Origin of the sequence: Amycolatopsis sp. NPDC049691 (genome assembly GCF_040675005.1) — a bacterium.
In the GTDB taxonomy this organism is placed as follows: Bacteria; Actinomycetota; Actinomycetes; order Mycobacteriales; family Pseudonocardiaceae; genus Amycolatopsis.
Window position 1 is genome coordinate 413,104 of the sequence record NZ_JBFANX010000002.1, and the last position, 20,675, is coordinate 433,778.

Here is a 20,675-nt window from a genome sequence, read left to right on the forward strand (position 1 = left end):
CCTCCCCCGACAGAGGGGCGAACGTCCTTCCTATTCCTCGGCCAGCGGCTCGGCCTGGACCCGCTTGAGGGCGGGCGTGCAGACCGACGCGCCGAGCAGCGCCACGCCGACGCCGAGCACGACCGGCGCCAGCAGCCACGGGCTGAGCACGATGCCCCGCTCGTCGACCATGCTGTAGAGCCCAACACCGACCAGCACCCCGACGATTCCCGCGCCGATGGTGGCGACCAGCGCGGGCAGCGCGGCCTCCATCCGCAACGCCCTCGCCAGCACCCGCACCGGCGTGCCGGCGGCCATCAGCGCCCCGAACGTCCGGCGGCGGTCCATCACCGAGCCGGCGGTCGCGACCGCGGCGCTGCAGCCGGCCAGGATGCCGGCGGCCACCAGCCCGATCACCGTGACGCGGCGCAGGTCGCCGAGCTCGGTCTGCTGGTTGTACAGGTACTGGTCCCGGCTGCCGATCTCCTCGCCGGCGGCCGGCGCGGCCAGCGCCGTCCGGACGATCTCGCGGTTGGCGTCGGTGGTCGGCGCGACCACGGTGACCCACTTCGGCGTGACGCCGGCCGGCAACGCGGCCGGGTCGATGATCGACGTGCTCGAGAGGTCCGAGTCCCGGGGTGGCACGGCTTCCGCCCGCGTACCCGAGTTCACGGCCACCGCGGGACCCTCCCATTCGTTGGCGATCTTGTACTTCGCCAGGTCCAGCTGCGTGTCCGCGAAGACGGCCGGACCGCCGGCGCAGTTGGCCGGGGTGAGGCCGTAGCGGGTCAGCTTGACGGCGTCGGCGCAGGTCATCACCAGCGCCCGGTTGCCGGTGCGCTCCCGGCCCTCGCCCTGGACCAGGTAGACCTCGCCGACCGCGACGGCCTTCTCGGCCTGCCCGTACTTCCGCAGCGACGCGTTGGCCTGGTCGACGATCGCGCCAGCGTGCTGGGCGTCGGTGTCGACGTAGAGCACCGAGTCCTGGAAGGACCGGCCGCCGCCGGCCATCGACTCGAACGTCGGCAGCAGCGTCAGCGCCATCGAGCCGGCGAACACCGCGAGGACGATCCCGGCGGAGGCGCGGTAGGCGCCCTTCGGGTCGTCACGCAGCCGGCGGCCGGCGAGCAGCGCCGACGGGCGCCGCCAGATCCGGACGAACGTGCCGCCCACCGCCGACGTCACCCACGGCCCGACGACCGCGGCCGAGCCGACCAGCAGGAACAGGCCCGCCATGACCATCGTGATGCCGCCGGAGTCCTTCGCCGTCGTCACCGCGACGAGGAAGAACAACCCGGCCGCGGGCAGCGCCAGCAAGCGCCACCACCGCAACGGCTTCTTCGTGTGGCCGCCGGTCGCGAACAGCGGGTTCTTGAGCACGCGGCGCAGGCCGAGGACACCGGCGAGCACGACGAGCACCGGGATGGCCAGGACGATGAACACCGTCAGGCCGACCGGGAGCGCGAAGTCGGACGCGAGCCAGGTGCCCCCGGCCCACGGGACGAACGACGCGAGGCCGTGCAGCGCCGGGCTGATCAGCAGGCCCAGCAGCGCGCCGATGCCCGCGGACAGCGTCGTCTCGGCGGCCACCATGTTCGTGACCTGCCCCGGCGTCGCCCCGGCCAGCCGGATCGCGGCCAGCCGCCGCTCCCGCCGGGCCGCGGTCAGCCGCGCCGAGGACGCGACCAGCACCAGGCTCGGCACCAGCAGCACGATGATCCCGACCCAGGACAGCAGCATGAGGAGCGGATCCGGGCTCGCCTTCCCGCCGGGGAAGCCCGCGATCGGGTTGGCGTTCTCGGGCATCTGGTCCGGGGTGTGCCCGACGAGCGCGACGAGCTGCTCCGGGAAGCGCAGCGCGTCCTCGCCGAGGGCGCCGACGGGCTTGCCGAACCGGTCGCCGAGCTGATCGGCCGGGTGGCCCTGCAGGAGCCGGCCGAGCGCCGGCGACACGACGGTCTCGCCCGGTCCGGGCAGCTGCGGCACCCCGGGCGGCAGCGCGACTCCGGCCGCCATCGTGCCGGGGGTCAGCGCGACGTCGACGCGCATGATCTGCTGCCCGTCGAAGTAGTCCTTCGCCGAGTTGAAGACGATCTTGGCCGGGGCGTCGGAGCCGCGGCTGAAGAAGTGCTCGCCCTGCCAGAGGGCGCGTTGTTCGCGGTTCTGCGTGGCGAACGGCAGCGTCGCCAGCAGCAGCACCAGCCCGGTCGCGACGGCCACCCCGATCGCGGTGAGGATCGCCGACGTCCGGGTCCGCCGGTCGACCTTCAGCACCCGCAGGGCGATCTGGAGTGAGTTCACGCCGCCAGCCTCGTCGCGATCAGGCCGTCGCGGATGGCGACGGTCTTGGGCATCGACTCGGCCAGCTCGCGGTCGTGGGTCACCACGATCACCGCGGCGCCCGTCTCGTGGGCGGCGCCGAGCAGGGCGTCCATCGTGTCGCGGCCGGTGCGCGTGTCGAGCGCGCCGGTCGGCTCGTCGGCGAAGATGACCTTCGGCCGGTGGGTCAGCGCCCGGGCGATCGCGACGCGCTGGGCCTCCCCGCCGGACAGCTCGCCGGGACGGCGCTTCTCCTTGCCGGCCAGGCCGAGGCGCGAGAGCCACTGGCGGCCGGCTTCGATGGCCTCCTTGCGGCCGAGCCCCGCCAGCAGCGACGGCAGCGCGACGTTTTCTTCGGCCGACAGCTCCGCGACCAGCATCCCCGACTGGAAGACGAAGCCGAACTCGGTGCGGCGCAGCTCGCTGCGCTTCTTCTCGCCGAGGTGGTCGATCCGCTGCCCGGCCAGGAAGATCTGCCCGTCGTCGGCCTTGAGGATCCCGGCCAGGACGTGCAGCAGCGACGTCTTGCCCGAGCCCGACGGCCCGACGATGGCGACGGCGTCCCGCGGCTGGATGTCGATGTCGATGCCGGCCAGGGCGTACTGCGCGCCGTAGCGCTTCACGAGCCCACGGCCGGACAGCACCGGCCCATTCGTCCACTGTGGAGTGTTCGGGTCCACCACGTTCTCCCTGTCGGTTCGGATCTTGACGCCGACGAGCTTCGCGGAGAGCCGGGGGTGTCCACTTCGGGCAGACGGCCAGTCACGGCCGGTACCGCATCGGCCGATCGGCCGATGGAGCGCGGGCCACTCGGCCAAGGTGCGAACGCGCGCGAATCCTCTAACGTCACGTTGTGACCGCCGCGCCCCCGCCGAAAACGCTCTACGCCCGCGCCGCCGCACTGGTGCGGCGCATCGGCGTGCCTTCGGCTGTCCTGTTCGCCGCCCTGCTCTTCGACGTCGTCTTCACGACGCAGGCGGCGCTCGACGACCACGGTCCCAAGTTCATCGACTTCGGGCTGCTGCCCGGCATCTTCGCGATGGTCGCCTGCGCGCAGTGGGCGCAGAAGCGCGCCGCCGTCGCCGGCGTGGCCGGTGGCGTGGTGCTGGTGTTCTCCACGCTCTGGATCCACGCGTTCCGCATCCCCGCGTACTCCAGCGTGCTGCCGAAGATCACCATCACCGAGGTCGTGGCCGGGGTGCTGATGGTCTACTACGTCACCCGGCGGGCGCGGGCGGGCGTGGCGTTCTGCGTGGTCAGCTTCCTGGTCGTCGGCGGCCTGGTCGCGCTCTTCGGCCGGTACCGGGGTGTCAACGACATCGACGGCGGCACGGCGACCCAGGGGCTGGTGTTCGGCCTGCTGCTGCTCCTCGGCCCGGTCGTGCCCGCCATCACGCTGCGGGACCGCCGGCCGAAGGCCGATCCGCGGACGCGGAAGCTGCAGCGGGTGAACGAGCTGGCCCTCGGGCAGTGGCCGTTGATCGGGTTGCTCGGCTTCGCGCTGATCTTCGAGTTCGGCTACACGTACTCGAGCAACGCCCGCGGGTTCCCGATCCTGTTCTGCTCGCTCGCCGCGGCCGTGATCGCGGTGCTGGCCCCGCGCCGGCCCGCCGACGCGCTCCTCGGCATCGCCGGGATATTGCTGCTGTCCGCCCTCGTCACGCCGTTCCTGCACCTTCGCTACGACTACCCGATGCCGGGCGGGGTGCCGTTCGTGCAGGTCATCGCGGCGATGGGCGTGATCGTCACGCTGACCCGCGCGCGCGGGCTGAGCCAGTCGTGGCCGCGGATCGGCATCCTGTCGGCCGTCGTGGCGCTGGCCGCGATCGTCAACTCGAACAAGCCCGCGGGCCTGGAAACCGACCCGCAGATCCTGTCGACCCTGGCCTTTTCCGCCGCGCTGCTGCTCGGCATTTCGATCGCCGTCGGCCTGATGCTGCGGTCCCGGGACTCCGAGCGCACGACGGTCGTCCAGTCCGCGGTGGCCGACGCGCAGACCGCCGAACGGATGGCGCTGGCCCGCGAGCTGCACGACGTCGTCGCCCACCACGTCACCGGGATCGTCGTGCAGGCGCAGGCCGCGCGGCTGATGGCTTCGCAGAAGCCGGAGGTCGCGGTCGAGGCGATGGAGCGGATCGAGAACGCGGGCGTCGAGGCGCTGGCCGCGATGCGGCGGCTGGTCCGCTCGATGCGCGGCGACGCGCCGGCCGGGTCGAGCGAGTTCAGCGAGCAGGCCACCACCGACCTCGGCGCCGACCTGCGGAAGCTGGTCGAGGGCGCCAACCACGGCGTGCCGACGTCGATGCACCTCGACCTGCCGCCGGACCTGCCGCACGAGGTCGGCCGCTCGGCGCTGCGGCTGGTCCAGGAGTCCCTGACGAACGTCGGCAAGCACGCCTCGGACGCGACGGACGCGTTCGTCCTCGCCGAGGTGCAGGGCGACGAGCTGCACCTGCGGGTGACGGACAACGGCCACGAGACGGCGCGGCGGCCGGCCGGCGGGTCGGGCGGATACGGTCTGGTCGGCATGCGCGAACGCGTCGCGCTGCTCAAGGGACGGCTGTCGGCCGGGCGCGGCCCGGACGGCGGCTGGCGCGTCGAAGCGTGGCTGCCGCTGGCCGCCGGGGAAGGGGACGAGTGATCCGGGTACTGATCGCCGACGACCAGGAGATGGTGCGGATGGGCTTCCGCATGATCCTGGACGCCCAGGACGACATCGAGGTCGTCGCCGACGTCGCGGACGGCGTCTCGGCGGTCACGAAGGCCCGCGAGCTGCGCCCGGACGTCTGCCTGCTCGACATCCGCATGCCCGGCCTCGACGGCCTGGAGGTCACCCGGCAGCTGGCCGGCCCGGACGTGGCCGACCCGCTGAAGGTGGTCGTGGTCACGACGTTCGACCTCGACGAGTACGTGCACACGGCGTTGCGCAACGGCGCCCACGGCTTCCTGCTGAAGGACGCGGGCCCGGCGCTGCTGATCGAGGCGGTCCGCGCGGCCGACCGCGGGGACGCGCTGGTGTCGCCGCAGATCACCGTCCGGCTGCTCAAGCACTTCGACGGCGGGCCGGCCCGGTCGCAGGTCGCGCCGCCTTCGGAGCCGCTGACCGCGCGGGAGATGGACGTCGTCAAGGCGGCGGCGCGCGGGCTGACGAACACCGAGATCGGCGCCGAGCTGTTCCTGTCGCTGTCGACGGTGAAGACGCACCTGGCGTCGGTGCAGGGCAAGATCGGCGCGCGCAACCGCGTGGAGATCGCGGCGTGGGCGTGGCGGAGTGGAGTCGTCTCGTAATCCAGGGTGCGTAGTATCCAGAGATGCAACGCCGTTTCCACGCCCCTGTCGTTCTCCCCGCCGACGCGTCCTGTTCGCTCCTGCGTGACGCGGTCGTCGATGTGGACGCCGACGGGCGCATCTCCTACTGCGGACCGGCGGCCACCGCCCCCGGGTCCGCCGCACCGGTCACCACCCTGACCGGCATCCTGCTCCCCGGCCTGGTCAACACGCACGCGCACAGCCCGATGACGCTGCTGCGCGGCATGGGCGGCGACCTGCCGCTGCTGCCCTGGCTCAACGAGATCATCTGGCCCGCCGAAGCGAAGCTGCGGCCCGAGGACGTCCGCACCGGCATGCTGCTGGGCTCGGTCGAGATGCTGCGCCACGGCGTCACGACCAGCGCCGAGATGTACTTCGAAGGCGAGCAGCTGGTCGACGCGGTCCTCACGACGGGCGGCCGCGTGCTGGTGGCGCCGCCGGTGATGGAGCTGCCGGGCCTCGATTGGCAGGCCCAGCTGGCGGCGATCGAGCGCTGGATCGACACGGACGGCCTGCGCTTCGGCCACGGCGACCGCATCGAGCTGGGCTACGGCCCGCACTCGGCGTACATGCTGTCGGCGGAGGGCCTCCGGGCGACGGCGGAGTCGGCTGCTTCGCGCGGTGCGCTGGTGCAGATCCACGTCGCCGAGGCGGCCGCGGAGGATGCGGCGGTTCGCGCCTCGCACGGTTCGGTGCCGGCTTTGCTGCGTGAGCTGGGCATGCTGGACGGCCGAGTGCTGGCGGCGCACGCGATCCACCTGTCGGACGCCGACATCGCGCTGTTCGCGCAGTACGGCGTCGGAATGGCGCACTGCCCGGGTTCGAACGCGAAGCTGGCTTCGGGGATCGCGCGTGTCGCGGACCTGCGTGCGGCCGGGGTCGCGGTGGGTCTCGGGACGGACGGACCGGCGTCGAACGACGACATCGACCTGTGGGAAGAGCTGCAGCTCTCGGCGATGTTCGCCCGCCTGGCGACGGGCGATTCGACGGTGCTGACGGCCGCGGACGTGTTCCTGCTGGCGACCCGGGGCGGCGCGGCGGCGCTGGGGCGAGACGACATCGGCGCGCTGGAGCCGGGCCGCTGGGCCGACCTGGTGCACATCGACCTGGACGACCCGGCCTTCGCATGCGGCCTGGATGTGCCGGACGTGCAGCTGCTGTCCAACCTGGTGTGGGCGGCGGGGTCGCGGCGGGTCCGGGACGTGTGGGTCGCGGGCGAGCAGGTCGTGGCGGACGGAGAGTCGACTCGCGTCGATCGGGCGAAGGTCCAGGCCGGGGTGGCCGAGACCGCCGCCCGGCTGCGGGCCTGATCCACAGGCTCGCGCGGATGTGGACAACTCCGGGCCGGCAGCGTCGGCGGGCCGGGTTTGTCGGCCCTCGCCGATAGAATGGACTCGGGGACGCCCCCCAGGAGAGGGCGGGGGCCGGGCTGGTCAGCGCGGGCGGAGGATGACCTCCGTCTGGTGGGCGTCCGGGGTGGCGGACACCGCGGTCACCACCGCGGTCGCCACCGAGTCCGCCTTCAGCAGGTGCGAGGTGTCGTAGTCGCGGCCTTCGCCCTTGAAGATCTCCTGCTGCATCTCCGTGTCCGTGCGGCCCGGGTACACCGACGTCACGCGGATCTCCGGCTCCTCCTCGCGCAGGGCGTCGGCGAACGCGCGGACCGCGAACTTGCTCGCCGCGTACGGGGACCAGCCCGGGCGGGCGTTGCGGCCCGCGCCGGAGTTGATCACCACCACGTGGCCGCGGGCCGCGCGCAGGGCCGGCAGCAGCATCCGGGTCAGCTCGACCACCGCCAGCGTGTTGACCTCGAAGTTGTCCCGCCACGCCTGAGCCGTCGCCTCCTCGACCCGGCCGAGGCGGGCGACGCCGGCCGAGTGGACCAGGACGTCCAGCGACTCGATTCCCGCGACCGCCGAGGCCAGCGAGGCCGGGTCGGTCAGCTCGACCGGCCACGGCTTCGCGCCCGGGAGCTCCTTCGCCAGCGCCTCCAGGACGGCAGCGTCCCGGCCGCCGAGGAGGAGGCGGTGGGTCGGGGCCAGCTGGTGGGCGACCGCCTTGCCGATGCCGCGGGAAGCGCCGGTCACGAGGGCGAGGGGAAGATCCGTCATGCCCCCACCGTAGCTACGCGAAGCCGACGTCGACCGTGCGGTCTTCGCGCTTCTCGGGACCCAGCTGCCGCGGGTCGGTGCAGCCCGTCGCCGGGTCCGCGTCCGAATCCTTCGCGTCGTCGCCCGCGTCCTTCGGCGCCGGGTGCTTGCCCTCCGCCGTGAAGCACACCTGGTAGCTGCCGTCCTCGAGACCGTCGAAGCCGTACGCGCCGTCCGGGCCCGTCACCACGCTCGCGATCTCCTTGTCGCCGCTCTTCAGCACCGCCTTGACGCCCGCCAGGTCCGGCTCGCCCGCGTCCTGCAGGCCGTTGCCGTTCGTGTCCGACCAGGCGAGGTCGCCGATCCGGTTCGTCGGCGTGACCAGGCCGACGTCCACCGTGAAGTCCTCGTGCGACGGGCCGCCGACCGTGCGCGGTGCGGTGCAGCCGTCCGGGCCCGCGTCCGAATCGCGGTCGTCCGGAGCCGCGTCCTTGCTGGTCACCGCGTAGCCGGAGGGCACCGCGAAGCAGACCTGGTACGTGCCGTCCTTCAGCTTCTCGAAGCCGTACTTGCCCTTGTCGTCGGTCGTCGTGGTGGCGACCGTGCCGCCCGCGCCGTCCTTCAGCGTCACCTTTACGCCCGCGACGCCGGGCTCGTCCGGGTCCTGGATCCCGTCGCGGTTGCGGTCCGCCCAGGCGAAGTCGCCGATCTTCGCGACGGACGGCGGGGGCAGCACGGTGATCGTCGCCGACGCCGTCTTGTCGCCCAGCGTGCCGCCCGGGTACTGCACGCCGGTCACCTTCGCCGTGTTGACGTGCCCGGTGTCGGCCACCGTCAGGTTCGGGTGGTCGCAGGTCAGCGCCTTGTTCGCGCCCGCCGCGAGCGAGAACGGCTCGAACGTCCCGGCGCACCACGGATCCAGCACGGTGATCCCGCTCAGGTCCTGGGTGCCGTCGTTCGTCACGGTGACGCGGTAGTGCGCGGTCTCGCCCGCGGTGACCGTCGCGAACGGGCCCCACCCGCCGGTCGCCGGGTTCTGCACTTCCTTCTTCACCGAGTACGCCGCGAGCTGCAGGTCGACGCAGTCCCAGCGCAGCCGCTCGGCGCTCGTCGTCGCGAAGAACTTCACCGCCGCCGCCTTCGCCGGGGCCGTCGCCGCCGGGAAGTCCTGCCTGACCAGCTGCCCGTCTCCGGCGAAGTGGTCGGCGACGAGCTTGGTCTCCTGGACCTGGGCGCCGTTCACGTCGAAGAAGCGCAGCCCGGTCGCGGGTCCGGCCTCCGGCACGTACGAGCCGGTCGACACGCTGAGCGTGTAGACGCCGCCGGGGACGAACTTCTCGGTCGAGTAGGCCGTGCTGGCCCGGCCGTCCGGCGTCTGGATCACCGCCGACCGGAGCCCGTCGACGGCGAAGGCCTGCTCGGTCAGCAGTCTCGGCGCCTTCGAGGGCGGCGTCCCGGGCGGCACGGGCGCCGCCGGGGTGAAGACGTAGGCGTCCGGGGCGCCGTTGCGCGCGGTCTCCTCGACGCTCGGGTTGGCCGCGATCCCGCCGCACGCGGGCGGCGGATCGGCGACGGCCGCGGGTACGACCGTCCCCGAGAACGCCACCACCGCCACTGCCACCACGCGCGCCGAACGGACCATGCCTCGACTATGGCGCGGCGCCGGGGCCCGCACCGGCCGAGAACCGTCCACTTAAGAGTGAACCTGCGGGGTCGTGAGTGACCTGTCAGCGCTCGCCGATGCGGCCCGGCAGGCCGAAGCGGCCCTTCTTCCACACCGAAACGATCGACGGCCGCGGCTGGGCGGTGCCGCCGTCCGGCCAGTGCGACGTCGGGTTCGCCGAGCTCGCCGCGTTCTCGCCCGGGTGCTGGACCGCGACGAGCACCAGGTCGTCCGTCACGACCGGGCCGCAGGTCTCCGCGCCGACCGGCACCGAGAGGAACTGCTTGACCTGCCCGCGCTCCGGCCCGGTGACCGGCACCGAGAACAGGCCGTCGTTCGCGCCGAGCGCGTTGCCGTCGGTGGAGATCCACAGGTTGCCGTGCCGGTCGAAGGCCACGTTGTCCGGGCACGAGATCGGGCTGACCAGGCTCTTGTCGAAGCCGCCGAAGTACGTGTCGGCCGCGGCCGGGTCGCCGCAGACGAGCAGCAGCCGCCACGCGAAGCGCGTCGACGCCGCGTCGCCGCGGTTCTCCTCCCACTCGAGGACGTGGCCGTTCTTGTTGCCGTTGCGCGGGTTCACCTCGTCGACGCCGGCCTTGCCCGCCGCGCCGCGGTCGGTGTTGTTGGTCAGCGCCGCGTAGATCCGGCCGTTGACCGGGTTCGGCTCGATGTCCTCCGGCCGGTCCATCTTCGTCGCGGCGACCTTGTCGGCGGCCTGGCGGGTGAAGACGTAGACCTCTTCGGCGGTGAATCCGTCCACAAAGGACTTTTCGCCGCTGGCCAGCGGGATCCACTCGCCGGTGCCGTCGAACTCGTGGTCCGCCGGCAGCTTGCCGGTGCCGTCGATCTCGCCGGGGCTGTCGCCGGTGAAGCGGGCGACGTACAGCGTGCCCTCGTCGAGCAGCGCCGAGTTGTGCCGCCGCGCGTGGGCACTGTTGCCCGGCTTGTACTTGCCCTTCGAGACGAACTTGTAGATGTACTCGAACCGGCTGTCGTCCCCGGAGTAGACGGCGACCCGGCCGTCCGCGGTGATCTTGACGTTCGCGGCCTCGTGCTTGAACCGGCCGAGCGCGGTGTGCTTGACCGGCGTCGAGTCCGGGTCGTTCGGGTCGATTTCGACGACCCAGCCGAAGCGGTTCGGCTCGTTGGGCTCCTGCGAGACGTCCCAGCGCTTGTCGAAGCGCTCCCACTTGCGGGTGCTCGTGCCGGTGCCAACGGTGTAGCGCTTGAGCCGCGCGGCCACGACCGGGTCGGTGACCTTGTCGGAGTTCGCGAAGTACTGGTCGAAGTTCTCTTCGCCGGAGAGCACCGTGCCCCACGGCGTCACGCCGCCGGAGCAGTTGTTCTGCGTGCCGCGGACCCTGCGCCCGCTCGGGTCGGCCGAGGTCTTCAGGTACTTCGAGCCGGCGGCCGGGCCGCGGACCTCGAAGACCGTGTCGAGCGTGATCCGGCGGCCGTACCGGCTGGGGACGACCTCGAGGCCGCCGTGGACCGGGTCGCGGCGGGTCAGCAGCACCGACAGGCCGTGCGCGGCCCAGGCGATCTTGACCTGCTCCTCGGTCGGGTTCGCCGGGTCGTACTGGTCGGCCGGGAACATGTGGACCTCGGTCGTGTACTCGTGGTTGACCACGAGCAGGTTGGTCAGCCCCAGCGGGTCCTGCGGGATCAGGCCGACGAAGTCGTTGTTGTAGCCGAACTGCTTGGCCTGCGCGGCCGCCGTCTGCCTGGTGAAGTCGAACTTCGGGGCGCCGGCGACGACCGGGTCGCCCCACCTCACGACGACGCGCTGGTCGTAGCCCGCGGGGATGCTGACCTGGTCGAGCTTGTTCGGCGGGACGGGCTCGAAGTCCGTGCCGGGCACCGGGCGCGGCGGCCGCGGCTTCCGGAGCGGCGCGGCCGCCGCCGTGCCCGAGAGGGCGGCGAACCCACCCGCGGCGGCGGCCAGCACGGCACCGGCCTGGAACACCCGGCGGCGCGAGATGTCCTTGACGACGTCACCGAAGTACTCGTTCGCGGACTCGTTCGCCTCGGGGTGGGCGCACGCGTTTCCGCAGCGGTACTCGCAGGTGATCGGGGACCGGCCGCCGGCGTGGGCGGGGAAGAGCGGGAGCAGGCGGTCGAGCACAACGCCTCCATGGTGGGGTTCGGGAACGAACCGAACCTAAGCTCCCAAAACCAGCCATTCCAGACATTCAGATGAACACCTGGTGTACTGGCGTTCCCCTCAGAACTCCTCGCCGACGAGCGCGGCCTCCTGCGGCACCGAGTGCGGGTCCGCCTTCTTCTCCCGCAGCGAAAGCAGGCCACCGGCGATCACGCACAGCACGGCCGAGGCCATGAACGGCGCCTGCGGCGAGCCGAACCACTCGGCGACGTGCCCGACGAGCGTCGCGGCGACGGCGCCACCGAGCCAGCGGCAGAAGTTGTAGCCCGCGCTCGCGACCGGGCGCGGCGCGTCGCTGATCGACATCGCGGTGCCGGTGAACAGCGTGTTCAGCAGGCCGGACACCAGCCCCGAGACGACGATCCCGGCGACCAGGACCGGCTTGCTCGGCACGGCGAGCACCAGCATCAGCACGGCGTAGCCGAAGACGGCGGCCGCGGCGGCGTGCCGCTCGCCGAGCTTGGCGGCCAGCCGCGGCGCGAGGGCGACCCCGGCGACGGCGACGCACAGGCCCCAGCCGCAGAAGACCAGCCCGACGGCGATGGCGTTCCAGCCGAGGACGAACGGCGACCAGGCCAGCACGGCGAAGAACGCGGCCGTGTAGAGCGCCGAGGCGACGGAAGTGCGCAGCAGGCCGGTGTGCTTCAGCGCGCGCAGCGGGTCGAGCAGCTTGATCGGGGCGCGCCGCTCGCCCTTGTCGCTCTTGAGGAAGACCGCGCACAGCACGAGCGCGCCCGCCATCAGGATCGCGGTGCCGAGGAACGGGCCACGCCACGAGATGCTGCCGAGCAGCGCGCCCAGCAGCGGGCCGACCGACAGGCCGACACCCAGCGCGGCCTCGTAGAGCAGGATCGCGCCGGACTGCCCGCCGGTCGCGGCGCCGACGATCACCGAAAGCGCGGTCGCGATGAAGAACGCGTTGCCGAGCCCCCAGACCGCGCGCAGCCCGACGAGCTGCTCGATCGAGCCGGCGGCCGAACACAGCGCGGTGGCGACGACGATCAGCGTCAGCCCGACCAGGACGGTCTTCTTCGGGCCGAACTTGGCGCTCGCCGCGCCGGTGACCAGCATCGCGACGACCTGGACGCCGAGGTAGGACGAGAAGAGCAGCGTGACCTGCGACGGCGTCGCGTCCAGGCCCTTGGCGATGGACAGCAGGATCGGGTCGACCAGCCCGATCCCCATGAAGGCGATGACCGCGGCGAACGCGGTGATCCACACCTGCTTGGGCTGGCCCTTGACGGCGTCCAGCAGGCTCGAGTGGTGTTCAGCGCTCATCGCTGATCAGTTCCTCCTTTTTGGTGTCTACGAGCAACTTGGCGAGAGCCGGGAGGGCGGCTTCGATCGCGGCGCGGTCGGTGTCGTCCATGGCGATGAGCCGTTCGCGAAGGAACTCTTCGCGGGCAGCCACCGTCTCGGCGTAGAAGCGGCGGCCCTCGTCGGTGACGTCCACGAGCACGGCCCGCCGGTCGGCGGGGTCCGGCGTGCGGGTGGCGAGGCCGAGGCGTTCGAGCCGGCTGACGACGTCGCTCATCGACGGCAGCTTCACCTGCTCGAACTCGGCCAGCGCGCTCATCCGCCGCGGTCCGCCGTTGACCAGCTCACTCAGCACCGAGCCCTGGGTGAGGGTCAGCGACAGCTGCGGCGTCTGCCGGCGCACCTGGTGGTACAGCCGGAAGACCAGCGGCCGCAGCCGGTGGGCGAGATCGGTGATCGGAGAAGTCACTTAGCAAGGCTAACAAAAAATAGTAAGGGTAGCTAAGTAAGTCGGCTCACAGGCTAGGCTCGGGGTATGGAAGCGGTGATCTTCGACCTCGACGGCGTCCTGGTGGACTCGGAGCGCATCTGGGACGAGGTGCGCCGCGCGGTGGTCGCCGAGCACGGCGGCACGTGGCGGCCGGAGGCGACGCGCGCGCAGCAGGGGATGAGCACCCCGGAGTGGGCGCGGTACCTGGTGGAGGAGCTGGGCGCCCGGTTGTCCCCGCCGGAGATCGCGACTTTGGTGGTCAAACGGATGGCGGCGCGGTACGCCGCCGAGCCGCCGTTGATCCCGGGCGCGGTGGAGGTCGTGCGGCAGGTGTCGGCACGGTGGCCGGTGGCCATCGCGAGCTCGTCGCCGGTGATCTTGATCAAGGGCTTCTTGGACGTGACGGGGCTCCCGGTGGGGGCGGCGGTGTCGTCCGAGCAGGTGGGGGCCGGGAAGCCGGCGCCGGACGTGTACCTGAGGGCGGCGGAGTTGCTGGGCGTGGCGCCCTCGGATTGTGCGGCCGTCGAGGACACGACCAACGGGTTGCGGTCGGCGCTGGCGGCGGGGATGGCCGTTTATGCGGTGCCGAACCCGCACTTCCCGCCGGATGACGAGGTGTTGAAGCAGGCCACGGCGGTGGTGGAGAAGATCACCGACTTGCCGGGGGCACTCGGGCTCAGCTGACTTCGGCGCGCGCGGGCGGCGAGCCGGGCACGACATCGGCCAGGAACAGCTGGTACGAGGAGGCCGCCCGGCCAACCCACTTGCCCTGGCTCAGGTCCCCGTTCGCATCGAACAGCCGGAGCTGGTTCGAAGTCGATTCCAGCAGGTAGACCGCCTTGCCCGGGGGCAACGGCCCATCAGCCTCGCCGACGTATCCGGCCAGGACGGTCTTCGCTCCGCCCGGGCGGAGGGGCACGCACTGCGGCGACTTCGTCCCGTATTGCGGAGCCGCGCTGTCGAGGGATTGCCCCACGGGGACGGCCGCGACGCAGAGCAGGTCCTGGCCGGGGTTCGCCACCGCCACGGCGGCGAAGGCCCACGCCTGCCACCTGTCGGTCTGCCCCGCGAACTCCGTGAGTGCCGTGGGGCTGCTGCGCGTGAGCAGACCGGCCATCGACTGGTGCTGCGGCTTCGGCAGCGTGAACGGTTCGCCGGGGTTCGCCGGTGGCGCCGGGGCGGGGTCGGTGTTCACCCGGGTCGCCAGCAGCACGCTGGTCAACACCACCAGCACCGCGGCCAGCGGCGCGACCACCACCGTGAGCCGACGGCGCCTCGGCCGGCCCTGCCTCCGCTGCTGCTCCGCCCACGCCGCGTCGAGGTTGGGCGTGACTTCCTCCGCCTGCCCGCGCAGTGCTTCGGCCAGCTTGCGCTCGAGGTCGGTCATCGCTCACCTCCCGGCTCTTCCCCCAGGTGCTTGCGCAGGTTCTCCATCGCGTGGTGGGTCGTCGCCTTGACCGTGCCCGGGGAGATCCCGAGCGTCTCCGCGATGCCCGCCGTACTGAGGTCCAGCCAATAGCGAAGCACCAGCACCTCGCGTTGGCGACGGGACAAATTCCCCAGCACCTCGCGCAACCGCTCGTGCTCCCAGTTGGCCACCGCCCTGACCTCGGCCGACAGCTCGTCCGGTGGTTTTTCCTGCGGCGTCCGCCGGACCACGCGCAGGTGCCGCGTGCGCGACCGCGACATGTTCACCACGGTCGTGCGGAGGTAGCCGGCCACGCGTGTGTGGTCGGACAGCGTGTCCCAGCGCTGGTGGAGCTTGACGAACGCCTCCTGGGCGACGTTCTCCGCGTCGTCCGCGCCGAGCAGGTGCGCCAGCCGCGTCATCTGGGCGAAGTGCTCCCGGAACAGGTCGTGGAACGTCGGCGCGCCCAGATCCCCCGGCGCGCTCTCGCCCACGCTCGCACTCACGCCCCGCCAACGCCCACCCCGCCCCACCGGTTTAGTCCACCATGCGAAGAAGGCCGCCACCAGCGGTGACGGCCTTCTGCTCAGCGGAGGATCAGCGCTCGACCTCGCCGCGGATGAACTTCTCGACGGCGTCGCGGGCGGTCGCGTCGTCGTACTGCTCCGGCGGCGACTTCATGAAGTAGGACGACGCCGACAGGATCGGGCCGCCGATGCCGCGGTCCTTCGCGATCTTCGCCGCGCGCACCGCGTCGATGATGATGCCCGCCGAGTTCGGCGAGTCCCACACCTCGAGCTTGTACTCCAGGTTCAGCGGCACGTCGCCGAACGCGCGGCCCTCGAGCCGGACGTAGGCCCACTTGCGGTCGTCGAGCCACTGGACGTAGTCCGACGGTCCGATGTGGACGTTGCCCTTGCCGAGCTCGCGGTCGACCTGCGACGTCACGGACTGGGTCTTGGAGATCTTCTTCGACTCGAGCCGCTCGAGCTCCTTCATGTTCAGGAAGTCCATGTTCCCGCCCACGTTGAGCTGCATCGTCCGATCGAGCTGGACGCCGCGGTCCTCGAACAGCTTGGCCAGCACGCGGTGCGTGATCGTGGCGCCGACCTGGGACTTGATGTCGTCGCCGACGATCGGGACGCCGGCGTCGGTGAACTTCTTGGCCCACTCGGGGTCGGAGGCGATGAACACCGGCAGCGCGTTGACGAACGCCACGCCAGCGTCGATCGCGGCCTGGGCGTAGAACTTGTCGGCCACCTCGGAGCCCACCGGCAGGTAGGACACGAGCACGTCGGCCTGCGCCTCGCGCAGCGCGGCGACGATGTCGACCGGGGTCTCGTCGGACTCCTCGATCGTCTCGCGGTAGAAGCGGCCGAGCCCGTCGTGGGTGTGACCGCGCTGGACGGTGACGCCGAGCGGCGGCACGTCGGCGATCTTGATGGTGTTGTTCTCGGAGGCGAAGATCGCCTCGGACAGGTCACGGCTGACCTTCTTGGCGTCCACGTCGAACGCGGCGACGAACTCGATGTCGCGGACGTGGTAGCCGCCGAAGTCGACGTGCATCAGACCGGGGACGCGGGTGGCCGGGTCCGCGTCGCGGTAGTACTGGACACCCTGGACCAGCGACGCCGCGCAGTTGCCGACGCCCACGATGGCCACCCGTACGCGGCGGTTCTCGCCCATGGGGTTTTCTCCTTCATCTATGTCTGTTCAGTAGGTCTGGTGCCGCGACGCTGCGGCCCGGGCCGGGCGGCTCAGGTCTCCGGACCCTGCCGTTCGGCTTGTTCGTGCGCGATCAGCTCGTTGAGCCAGCGCACCTCCCGCTCGCTCGTCTCCAGCCCCAGCCGGTGCAGCTCGCGGGTGTAGCGATCGATCTTCTCCTCGGCCCTGGCCAGCGCCGCCCGCAAACCCTCACGGCGTTCTTCGACGCGGCGGCGGCGGCCCTCGAGGATCCGCATCCGCACGTCGGCCGGGGTCCGCGAGAAGAAAGCCAGGTGGACGCCGAAACCTTCGTCGTCCCAGGTCTGCGGCCCGGCGTCGCCGAGCAGCTCCCCGAAGCGCTCCTTGCCCTCCGCGGTGAGCTTGTAGACCCGCCGTCCGCGCCGCGACCACGCCCGGTCGTCGGCCTCGTCCAGCTCTTCGACCAGGTACCCGGCCCGCAGCAGCTTCCGCAGGGTCGGGTACAGCGAGCCGTAGGAGAACGTCCGGAACGTGCCGAGCGTCTCGTTCAGCCGCTTGCGCAGCACGTACCCGTGCATGGGCGCTTCGTGCAGGAGACCCAGGATCGCGAACTCCAGCACACCGCACCCCCTTCCGGGAACAAACCGAGACGAACCGCGTTGCTCCGAATGATCGCCTCGATCCAACCTACTCAGCCACTATATCGCGCCGATACATCGAAGTGGCGAAGCTAACGGGGCTCCTCACTCTGGAGTGGGGGAAATTCACCGGAGAGTTATCGAACGTCCGGCGTGTCCGCCCCGGTCGCGGGGCCGCTCGCGCTAGGGGGCGTGGACGACACAGGAAGAGCCCGTACTCTGTCCTGGTGATTAACCAGCGGCAGGTCGTGGACTACGCGCTGCAGCGCCGTGCGCTGCTGGCCGAAGTCCGCTCCGGGCGCGTCGGCAGCTACGAAGCCTGCGACGCGAGCCCGTACCTGCTGCGGGCGGCGAAGTTCCACGGCCGGGCCGGTGACCAGCCCTGCCCGATCTGCCGCCAGGAGCCGCTGACCCTGGTGTCCTGGGTCTACGGTGACGAACTCAAGCACGTCGCGGGCTCGGCGAGGACCCCCGAAGAGCTGGCCAGGATGGCCGGCCTGTTCGCCGAGTTCACCGTGTACGACGTCGAAGTCTGCCGGGCGTGCCACTGGAACCACCTGGTCCGGTCGTACGTCCTCGGCACGGGGGAACCGGCCGACGGTCCGCGAAGGACCGCGGGCCGGTGAGCTGGATCACAACCGCTGAAGAGCGCAGAACGGCGCAGCACCGGGCGCCGGTCTGGGAGGCCCATTCGTGAACGACGACCGCAACCGCTCCTGGCCCGGCCAGGAGCCAGATGCACCTCGCCGTGCCCAGTCAGGCCCGTGGCCGGGGGAAGACCCCGGACCGGCGTGGCCCGGCGAAGAAGCCCCCCGCCGGCCCCAGCGTGGGACCCCGCCCCGCGGGAACCCGCGCGGCGGGTCGCCCGAGTGGCCCTCCGGCGACGAAGGCGGCCCCCAATGGCCCGGTGAAGAGCCGCCGCGACGGCCGCAGCGCCCGCGTCAGCAGGGCCAGCAGGGCATGCCGCCGCGGCGCGCCGTGCCGCCGGGGCAGCAGCGCACCCAGCAGGGTCCGCCGGGGTCGCCGCCGCAGGGCTTCCGGCAGCCCCCGGGTGGCAGGCGCCCCGCGCCGCCGCCCGAGCGCGAGCCGGACCTGATCACCCACCACGCGCACAACGGCACCGACGACTTCGGCCGCGACCCGTACGACGACGGCTACGACGACGCCGCCTTCAACGAGTTCGCCGACGACGTCGAGCCCCAGGAGGAGCTCGACGAAAAGGGCAAGAAGGTCCTCACGCCGGCACAGCGCAAGAAGCGCCGGTGGAAGATCGTCCGGCGGGTGGCGTACGCCTGCGTCGGGCTGTTCTTCGTCGTCCCCGCGATCGCGTTCGTCATCACGTACTTCCTGGTCGACGTGCCGACGCCGGAGAGCATCAAGTCGCTGCAGAACCAGCCGATCACCTACTACGACGCCAGCGGCCAGGTGATGGGCCGGGAGCTGCCGCCGGGCGGTGACCGCCAGCTGCTCAAGCCGGGCGAGGTGCCCGAGGTCGTCAAGCACGCGGTGTACTCCGCGGAGGACGCGACGTTCGAGACCAACTCGGGCTTCGACGTCACCGGCATCCTGCGCGCGGTCTGGAACCAGGTTTCCGGTGGCCAGGGCGGTGGTTCGACCATCTCCCAGCAGTACATCAAGCAGGCGACGCAGAACGACGCCCCGACGCTGACCCGCAAGTGGACCGAGCTGGCCAAGTCGTTCAAGATGAACAACCAGCAGTCCAAGGAAGAGATCATTACTTCCTACCTGAACATCGTCTACTTCGGCCGCGGGGCGAACGGCATCCAGGCGGCCGCGAAGGCGTACTTCAACAAGGACGCCAAGGACCTCAACGCGTCCGAAGCCTCGCTGCTGGCCGGCCTGATCCAGGGACCGGGCCGCTCGGAAAACCAGGCGTACGCGCAGAAGCGCTGGGCGTACGTGATGGACCAGATGGTCGCCAACAAGTGGCTGCGCGCGGACGAGCGGGCGACCTTCCAGTACCCGACGCCGATCCCGAAGAACGCCAACAAGGAGCAGAACTCCGGCAAGCTGACCTACCAGGTCCAGCAGCGGATCAAGGACGAGCTCGCGGCGAAGGGCTACGACGAGAACAAGCTGTTCTCCAGCGGCGCCAAGATCTACACCACGATCGACCCGGCGGCCCAGGACGCCGCCGAGAAGGCCGCCGCCGACGGCATGAAGGGCCAGACCGACGAGAACCTGCTGAACGCGCTCGTCGCGATCGACCCGAAGACCGGCGGGGTGCTCGCCTACTACGGCGGTCCCGAGACCGTGAAGGACGCCAACGGCAAGGACCAGATCGGCCAGGACCGGGCCAACCAGGCGCGCAACCCCGGTTCGTCGGTGAAGGCGTTCGACCTCACGGCGTTCCTGAAGATGGGCAAGGGCCTCGGCGAGACCTTCGACGGCTCGAACAACCGGGTGCTCGGCGGCCGCGTCGTCCGGAACGCGGGTGACAGCGCCAGCTGCGGCAAGGACTGCACGGTCGCCAAGGCGATGGAGATCTCGGCGAACACCGTGTTCTACGACATGGTGCTGAACGTCACGAAGCCGTCCCGGGTCGCGGAAGCGGCGAAGGAAGCCGGGGTCAAGGTCGCGCCGGAGGGCAAGAGCGTCCTTTACACCGACGACAACAACATCTCCCTCGGTGGTGGTGGCACGGCCGTGACGCCGGAGGACATGGCGGCCGCCTACGCGTCGTTCGCCAGCGGTGGCACGTACCACGAGCAGCACTTCGTCGCGAAGCTGACGAACAACCAGGACGAGGTGGAGTTCGACCAGAACAACATCAAGACCAACCCGGCGTTCGACGACGACGCGTCGAAGAGCCAGCAGATCGCGGGCAACGTCACCGAGGCGCTGAAGCCGGTCATCAACCACTCGAACCTGAAGTGCCCGAGCGGCCACGAGTGCGCGGGCAAGACCGGTACGCAGCAGTACACGGCGAAGGCCGACGACCCGAAGTCGTACGCCGACCGCAACGCGCAGACGTGGATGGTGGGCTACACCCCGTCCGTGTCGGCCGCGGTCTGGGTCGGCGGCGACGGCAACAAGCCGCTGCACGACCCGAAGAACAAGCCGATCTTCGGTGCCACCATCGCCGGCCCGACGTGGCAGAACTTCATGAACCTCTACCTCAAGGGCAAGCCGGCGGAGAAGTTCGACAAGGTCCAGCCGATCGGCAAGGACGTCAACGACGTGACGACGACGCAGCAGAAGCCGTCGGACACGCCCACCACGACGACCCCGCCGACCACGACGGAGACCCAGCCGAGCACCGAGCCGACGGACACCGAGACGAGCACGCCGTCGCGGACCCGCACCCGGCCCGGGCCGCCGATCACGAGCATCGACCCGGGCACCGGGAACACCTTCGGCGGAGGTGGTGGCGGGCTCGCCTCGCCACCGGGCGCCGGGCCCGGGTAGCAGCGTCCTCCTTCAGGGCCCTCCGCGAACGCGCGGAGGGCCCTGAAGCGTTTCAGGAAGATCGTTTCCGCAACCCGGGCGATGCACGCGCGTCCTTTCCAGAAGGGGGCGGCGACTCCGGCTGCCCGCGCACACTGGAGGACTGCACCGTGCCCGACGATCGATCCCGCTCCTGGCCCGGCCAGGGACCCGATCCGCGCCGTCGCGCACCCCAGGGTCCGCCGCCCGGCCAGGGTCCGCGCCGGC

The 20,675-nt window shown here is 71.3% G+C and carries 17 protein-coding genes; 6 read left to right on the forward strand and 11 right to left on the reverse strand.

Annotated features, from left to right (window positions below; all coding sequences use genetic code 11):
* Positions 1-30: 30 nt before the first annotated feature.
* Both AB0J40_RS06265 and AB0J40_RS06270 read right to left on the reverse strand, forming a co-directional pair.
* A complete protein-coding gene (locus AB0J40_RS06265) occupies positions 31-2,280 on the reverse strand; it encodes an ABC transporter permease (protein ID WP_364448356.1) in 2,250 nt (749 codons plus the stop codon).
* Positions 2,277-2,978 (reverse strand): ABC transporter ATP-binding protein, encoded by a 702-nt coding sequence (locus AB0J40_RS06270; protein ID WP_257926046.1) that lies wholly within the window; start codon positions 2,976-2,978, stop codon positions 2,277-2,279. Before AB0J40_RS06270 ends, AB0J40_RS06265 begins: the two co-directional genes overlap by 4 nt.
* Before the next feature lie 173 nt (positions 2,979-3,151).
* Between AB0J40_RS06270 and AB0J40_RS06275 the strand changes: the two genes are divergently transcribed.
* The 3 genes from AB0J40_RS06275 to AB0J40_RS06285 are packed head-to-tail and all read left to right on the forward strand — an operon-like array spanning position 3,152 to position 6,917.
* Positions 3,152-4,939, forward strand: a complete 1,788-nt coding sequence (locus AB0J40_RS06275; protein WP_364448359.1) for a histidine kinase — start codon at positions 3,152-3,154, stop codon at positions 4,937-4,939.
* A complete protein-coding gene (locus AB0J40_RS06280; protein WP_364448362.1) occupies positions 4,936-5,586 on the forward strand; it encodes a response regulator transcription factor in 651 nt (216 codons plus the stop codon). Before AB0J40_RS06275 ends, AB0J40_RS06280 begins: the two co-directional genes overlap by 4 nt.
* 23 nt (positions 5,587-5,609) lie before the next feature.
* A complete protein-coding gene (locus AB0J40_RS06285) occupies positions 5,610-6,917 on the forward strand; it encodes an amidohydrolase (protein WP_364448365.1) in 1,308 nt (435 codons plus the stop codon).
* Positions 6,918-7,040: 123 nt separating this feature from the next.
* Here AB0J40_RS06285 and AB0J40_RS06290 read toward each other — a convergent pair whose 3' ends face one another.
* From AB0J40_RS06290 to AB0J40_RS06310, 5 genes are all read right to left on the reverse strand, one after another.
* The gene (locus AB0J40_RS06290) at positions 7,041-7,718 is read right to left on the reverse strand and encodes an SDR family oxidoreductase (protein WP_364448366.1); all 678 of its coding nucleotides are present in this window, start codon (positions 7,716-7,718) and stop codon (positions 7,041-7,043) included.
* Between the two features lie 13 nt (positions 7,719-7,731).
* Positions 7,732-9,339, reverse strand: a complete 1,608-nt coding sequence (locus tag AB0J40_RS06295) for an SdrD B-like domain-containing protein (RefSeq protein ID WP_364448368.1) — start codon at positions 9,337-9,339, stop codon at positions 7,732-7,734.
* Between the two features lie 85 nt (positions 9,340-9,424).
* Positions 9,425-11,485 (reverse strand): PhoX family phosphatase, encoded by a 2,061-nt coding sequence (locus AB0J40_RS06300; RefSeq protein WP_364448371.1) that lies wholly within the window; start codon positions 11,483-11,485, stop codon positions 9,425-9,427.
* 99 nt (positions 11,486-11,584) lie between these two features.
* A complete protein-coding gene (locus AB0J40_RS06305; protein WP_364448373.1) occupies positions 11,585-12,802 on the reverse strand; it encodes an MFS transporter in 1,218 nt (405 codons plus the stop codon).
* Positions 12,792-13,250, reverse strand: a complete 459-nt coding sequence (locus tag AB0J40_RS06310; RefSeq protein WP_364448376.1) for a MarR family transcriptional regulator — start codon at positions 13,248-13,250, stop codon at positions 12,792-12,794. The genes AB0J40_RS06305 and AB0J40_RS06310 overlap by 11 nt, the downstream gene beginning before the upstream one ends.
* Positions 13,251-13,316: 66 nt before the next feature.
* On the opposite strand from AB0J40_RS06310, the gene AB0J40_RS06315 reads away from it, so the two are divergent.
* Complete coding sequence (locus AB0J40_RS06315; RefSeq protein WP_364448378.1) at positions 13,317-13,955, forward strand: HAD family phosphatase; 639 nt, start codon at positions 13,317-13,319, stop codon at positions 13,953-13,955.
* Here the strand turns inward: AB0J40_RS06315 and AB0J40_RS06320 are convergent.
* From AB0J40_RS06320 to AB0J40_RS06335, 4 genes are all read right to left on the reverse strand, one after another.
* Positions 13,948-14,658 carry a hypothetical protein gene (locus AB0J40_RS06320; protein ID WP_364448381.1) on the reverse strand — a complete coding sequence of 237 codons (711 nt, stop codon included), beginning with the start codon at positions 14,656-14,658 and terminating at the stop codon, positions 13,948-13,950. The genes AB0J40_RS06315 and AB0J40_RS06320 overlap by 8 nt on opposite strands.
* A complete protein-coding gene (locus AB0J40_RS06325) occupies positions 14,655-15,185 on the reverse strand; it encodes a SigE family RNA polymerase sigma factor (RefSeq protein ID WP_364448384.1) in 531 nt (176 codons plus the stop codon). Before AB0J40_RS06325 ends, AB0J40_RS06320 begins: the two co-directional genes overlap by 4 nt.
* Positions 15,186-15,276: 91 nt before the next feature.
* The gene (locus AB0J40_RS06330) at positions 15,277-16,365 is read right to left on the reverse strand and encodes an inositol-3-phosphate synthase (RefSeq protein WP_364448386.1); all 1,089 of its coding nucleotides are present in this window, start codon (positions 16,363-16,365) and stop codon (positions 15,277-15,279) included.
* Between the two features lie 71 nt (positions 16,366-16,436).
* Positions 16,437-16,982, reverse strand: coding sequence for a PadR family transcriptional regulator (locus tag AB0J40_RS06335; protein WP_091304998.1), 546 nt, complete (start codon positions 16,980-16,982; stop codon positions 16,437-16,439).
* A 245-nt stretch (positions 16,983-17,227) separates the two neighbouring features.
* Here AB0J40_RS06335 and AB0J40_RS06340 point away from each other — a divergent pair, with 245 nt between their 5' ends.
* Complete coding sequence (locus AB0J40_RS06340; protein ID WP_086679625.1) at positions 17,228-17,626, forward strand: DUF5318 domain-containing protein; 399 nt, start codon at positions 17,228-17,230, stop codon at positions 17,624-17,626.
* Positions 17,627-17,693: 67 nt separating this feature from the next.
* Positions 17,694-20,429 (forward strand): transglycosylase domain-containing protein, encoded by a 2,736-nt coding sequence (locus tag AB0J40_RS06345; protein ID WP_364448390.1) that lies wholly within the window; start codon positions 17,694-17,696, stop codon positions 20,427-20,429.
* Positions 20,430-20,675 lie beyond the last annotated feature (246 nt).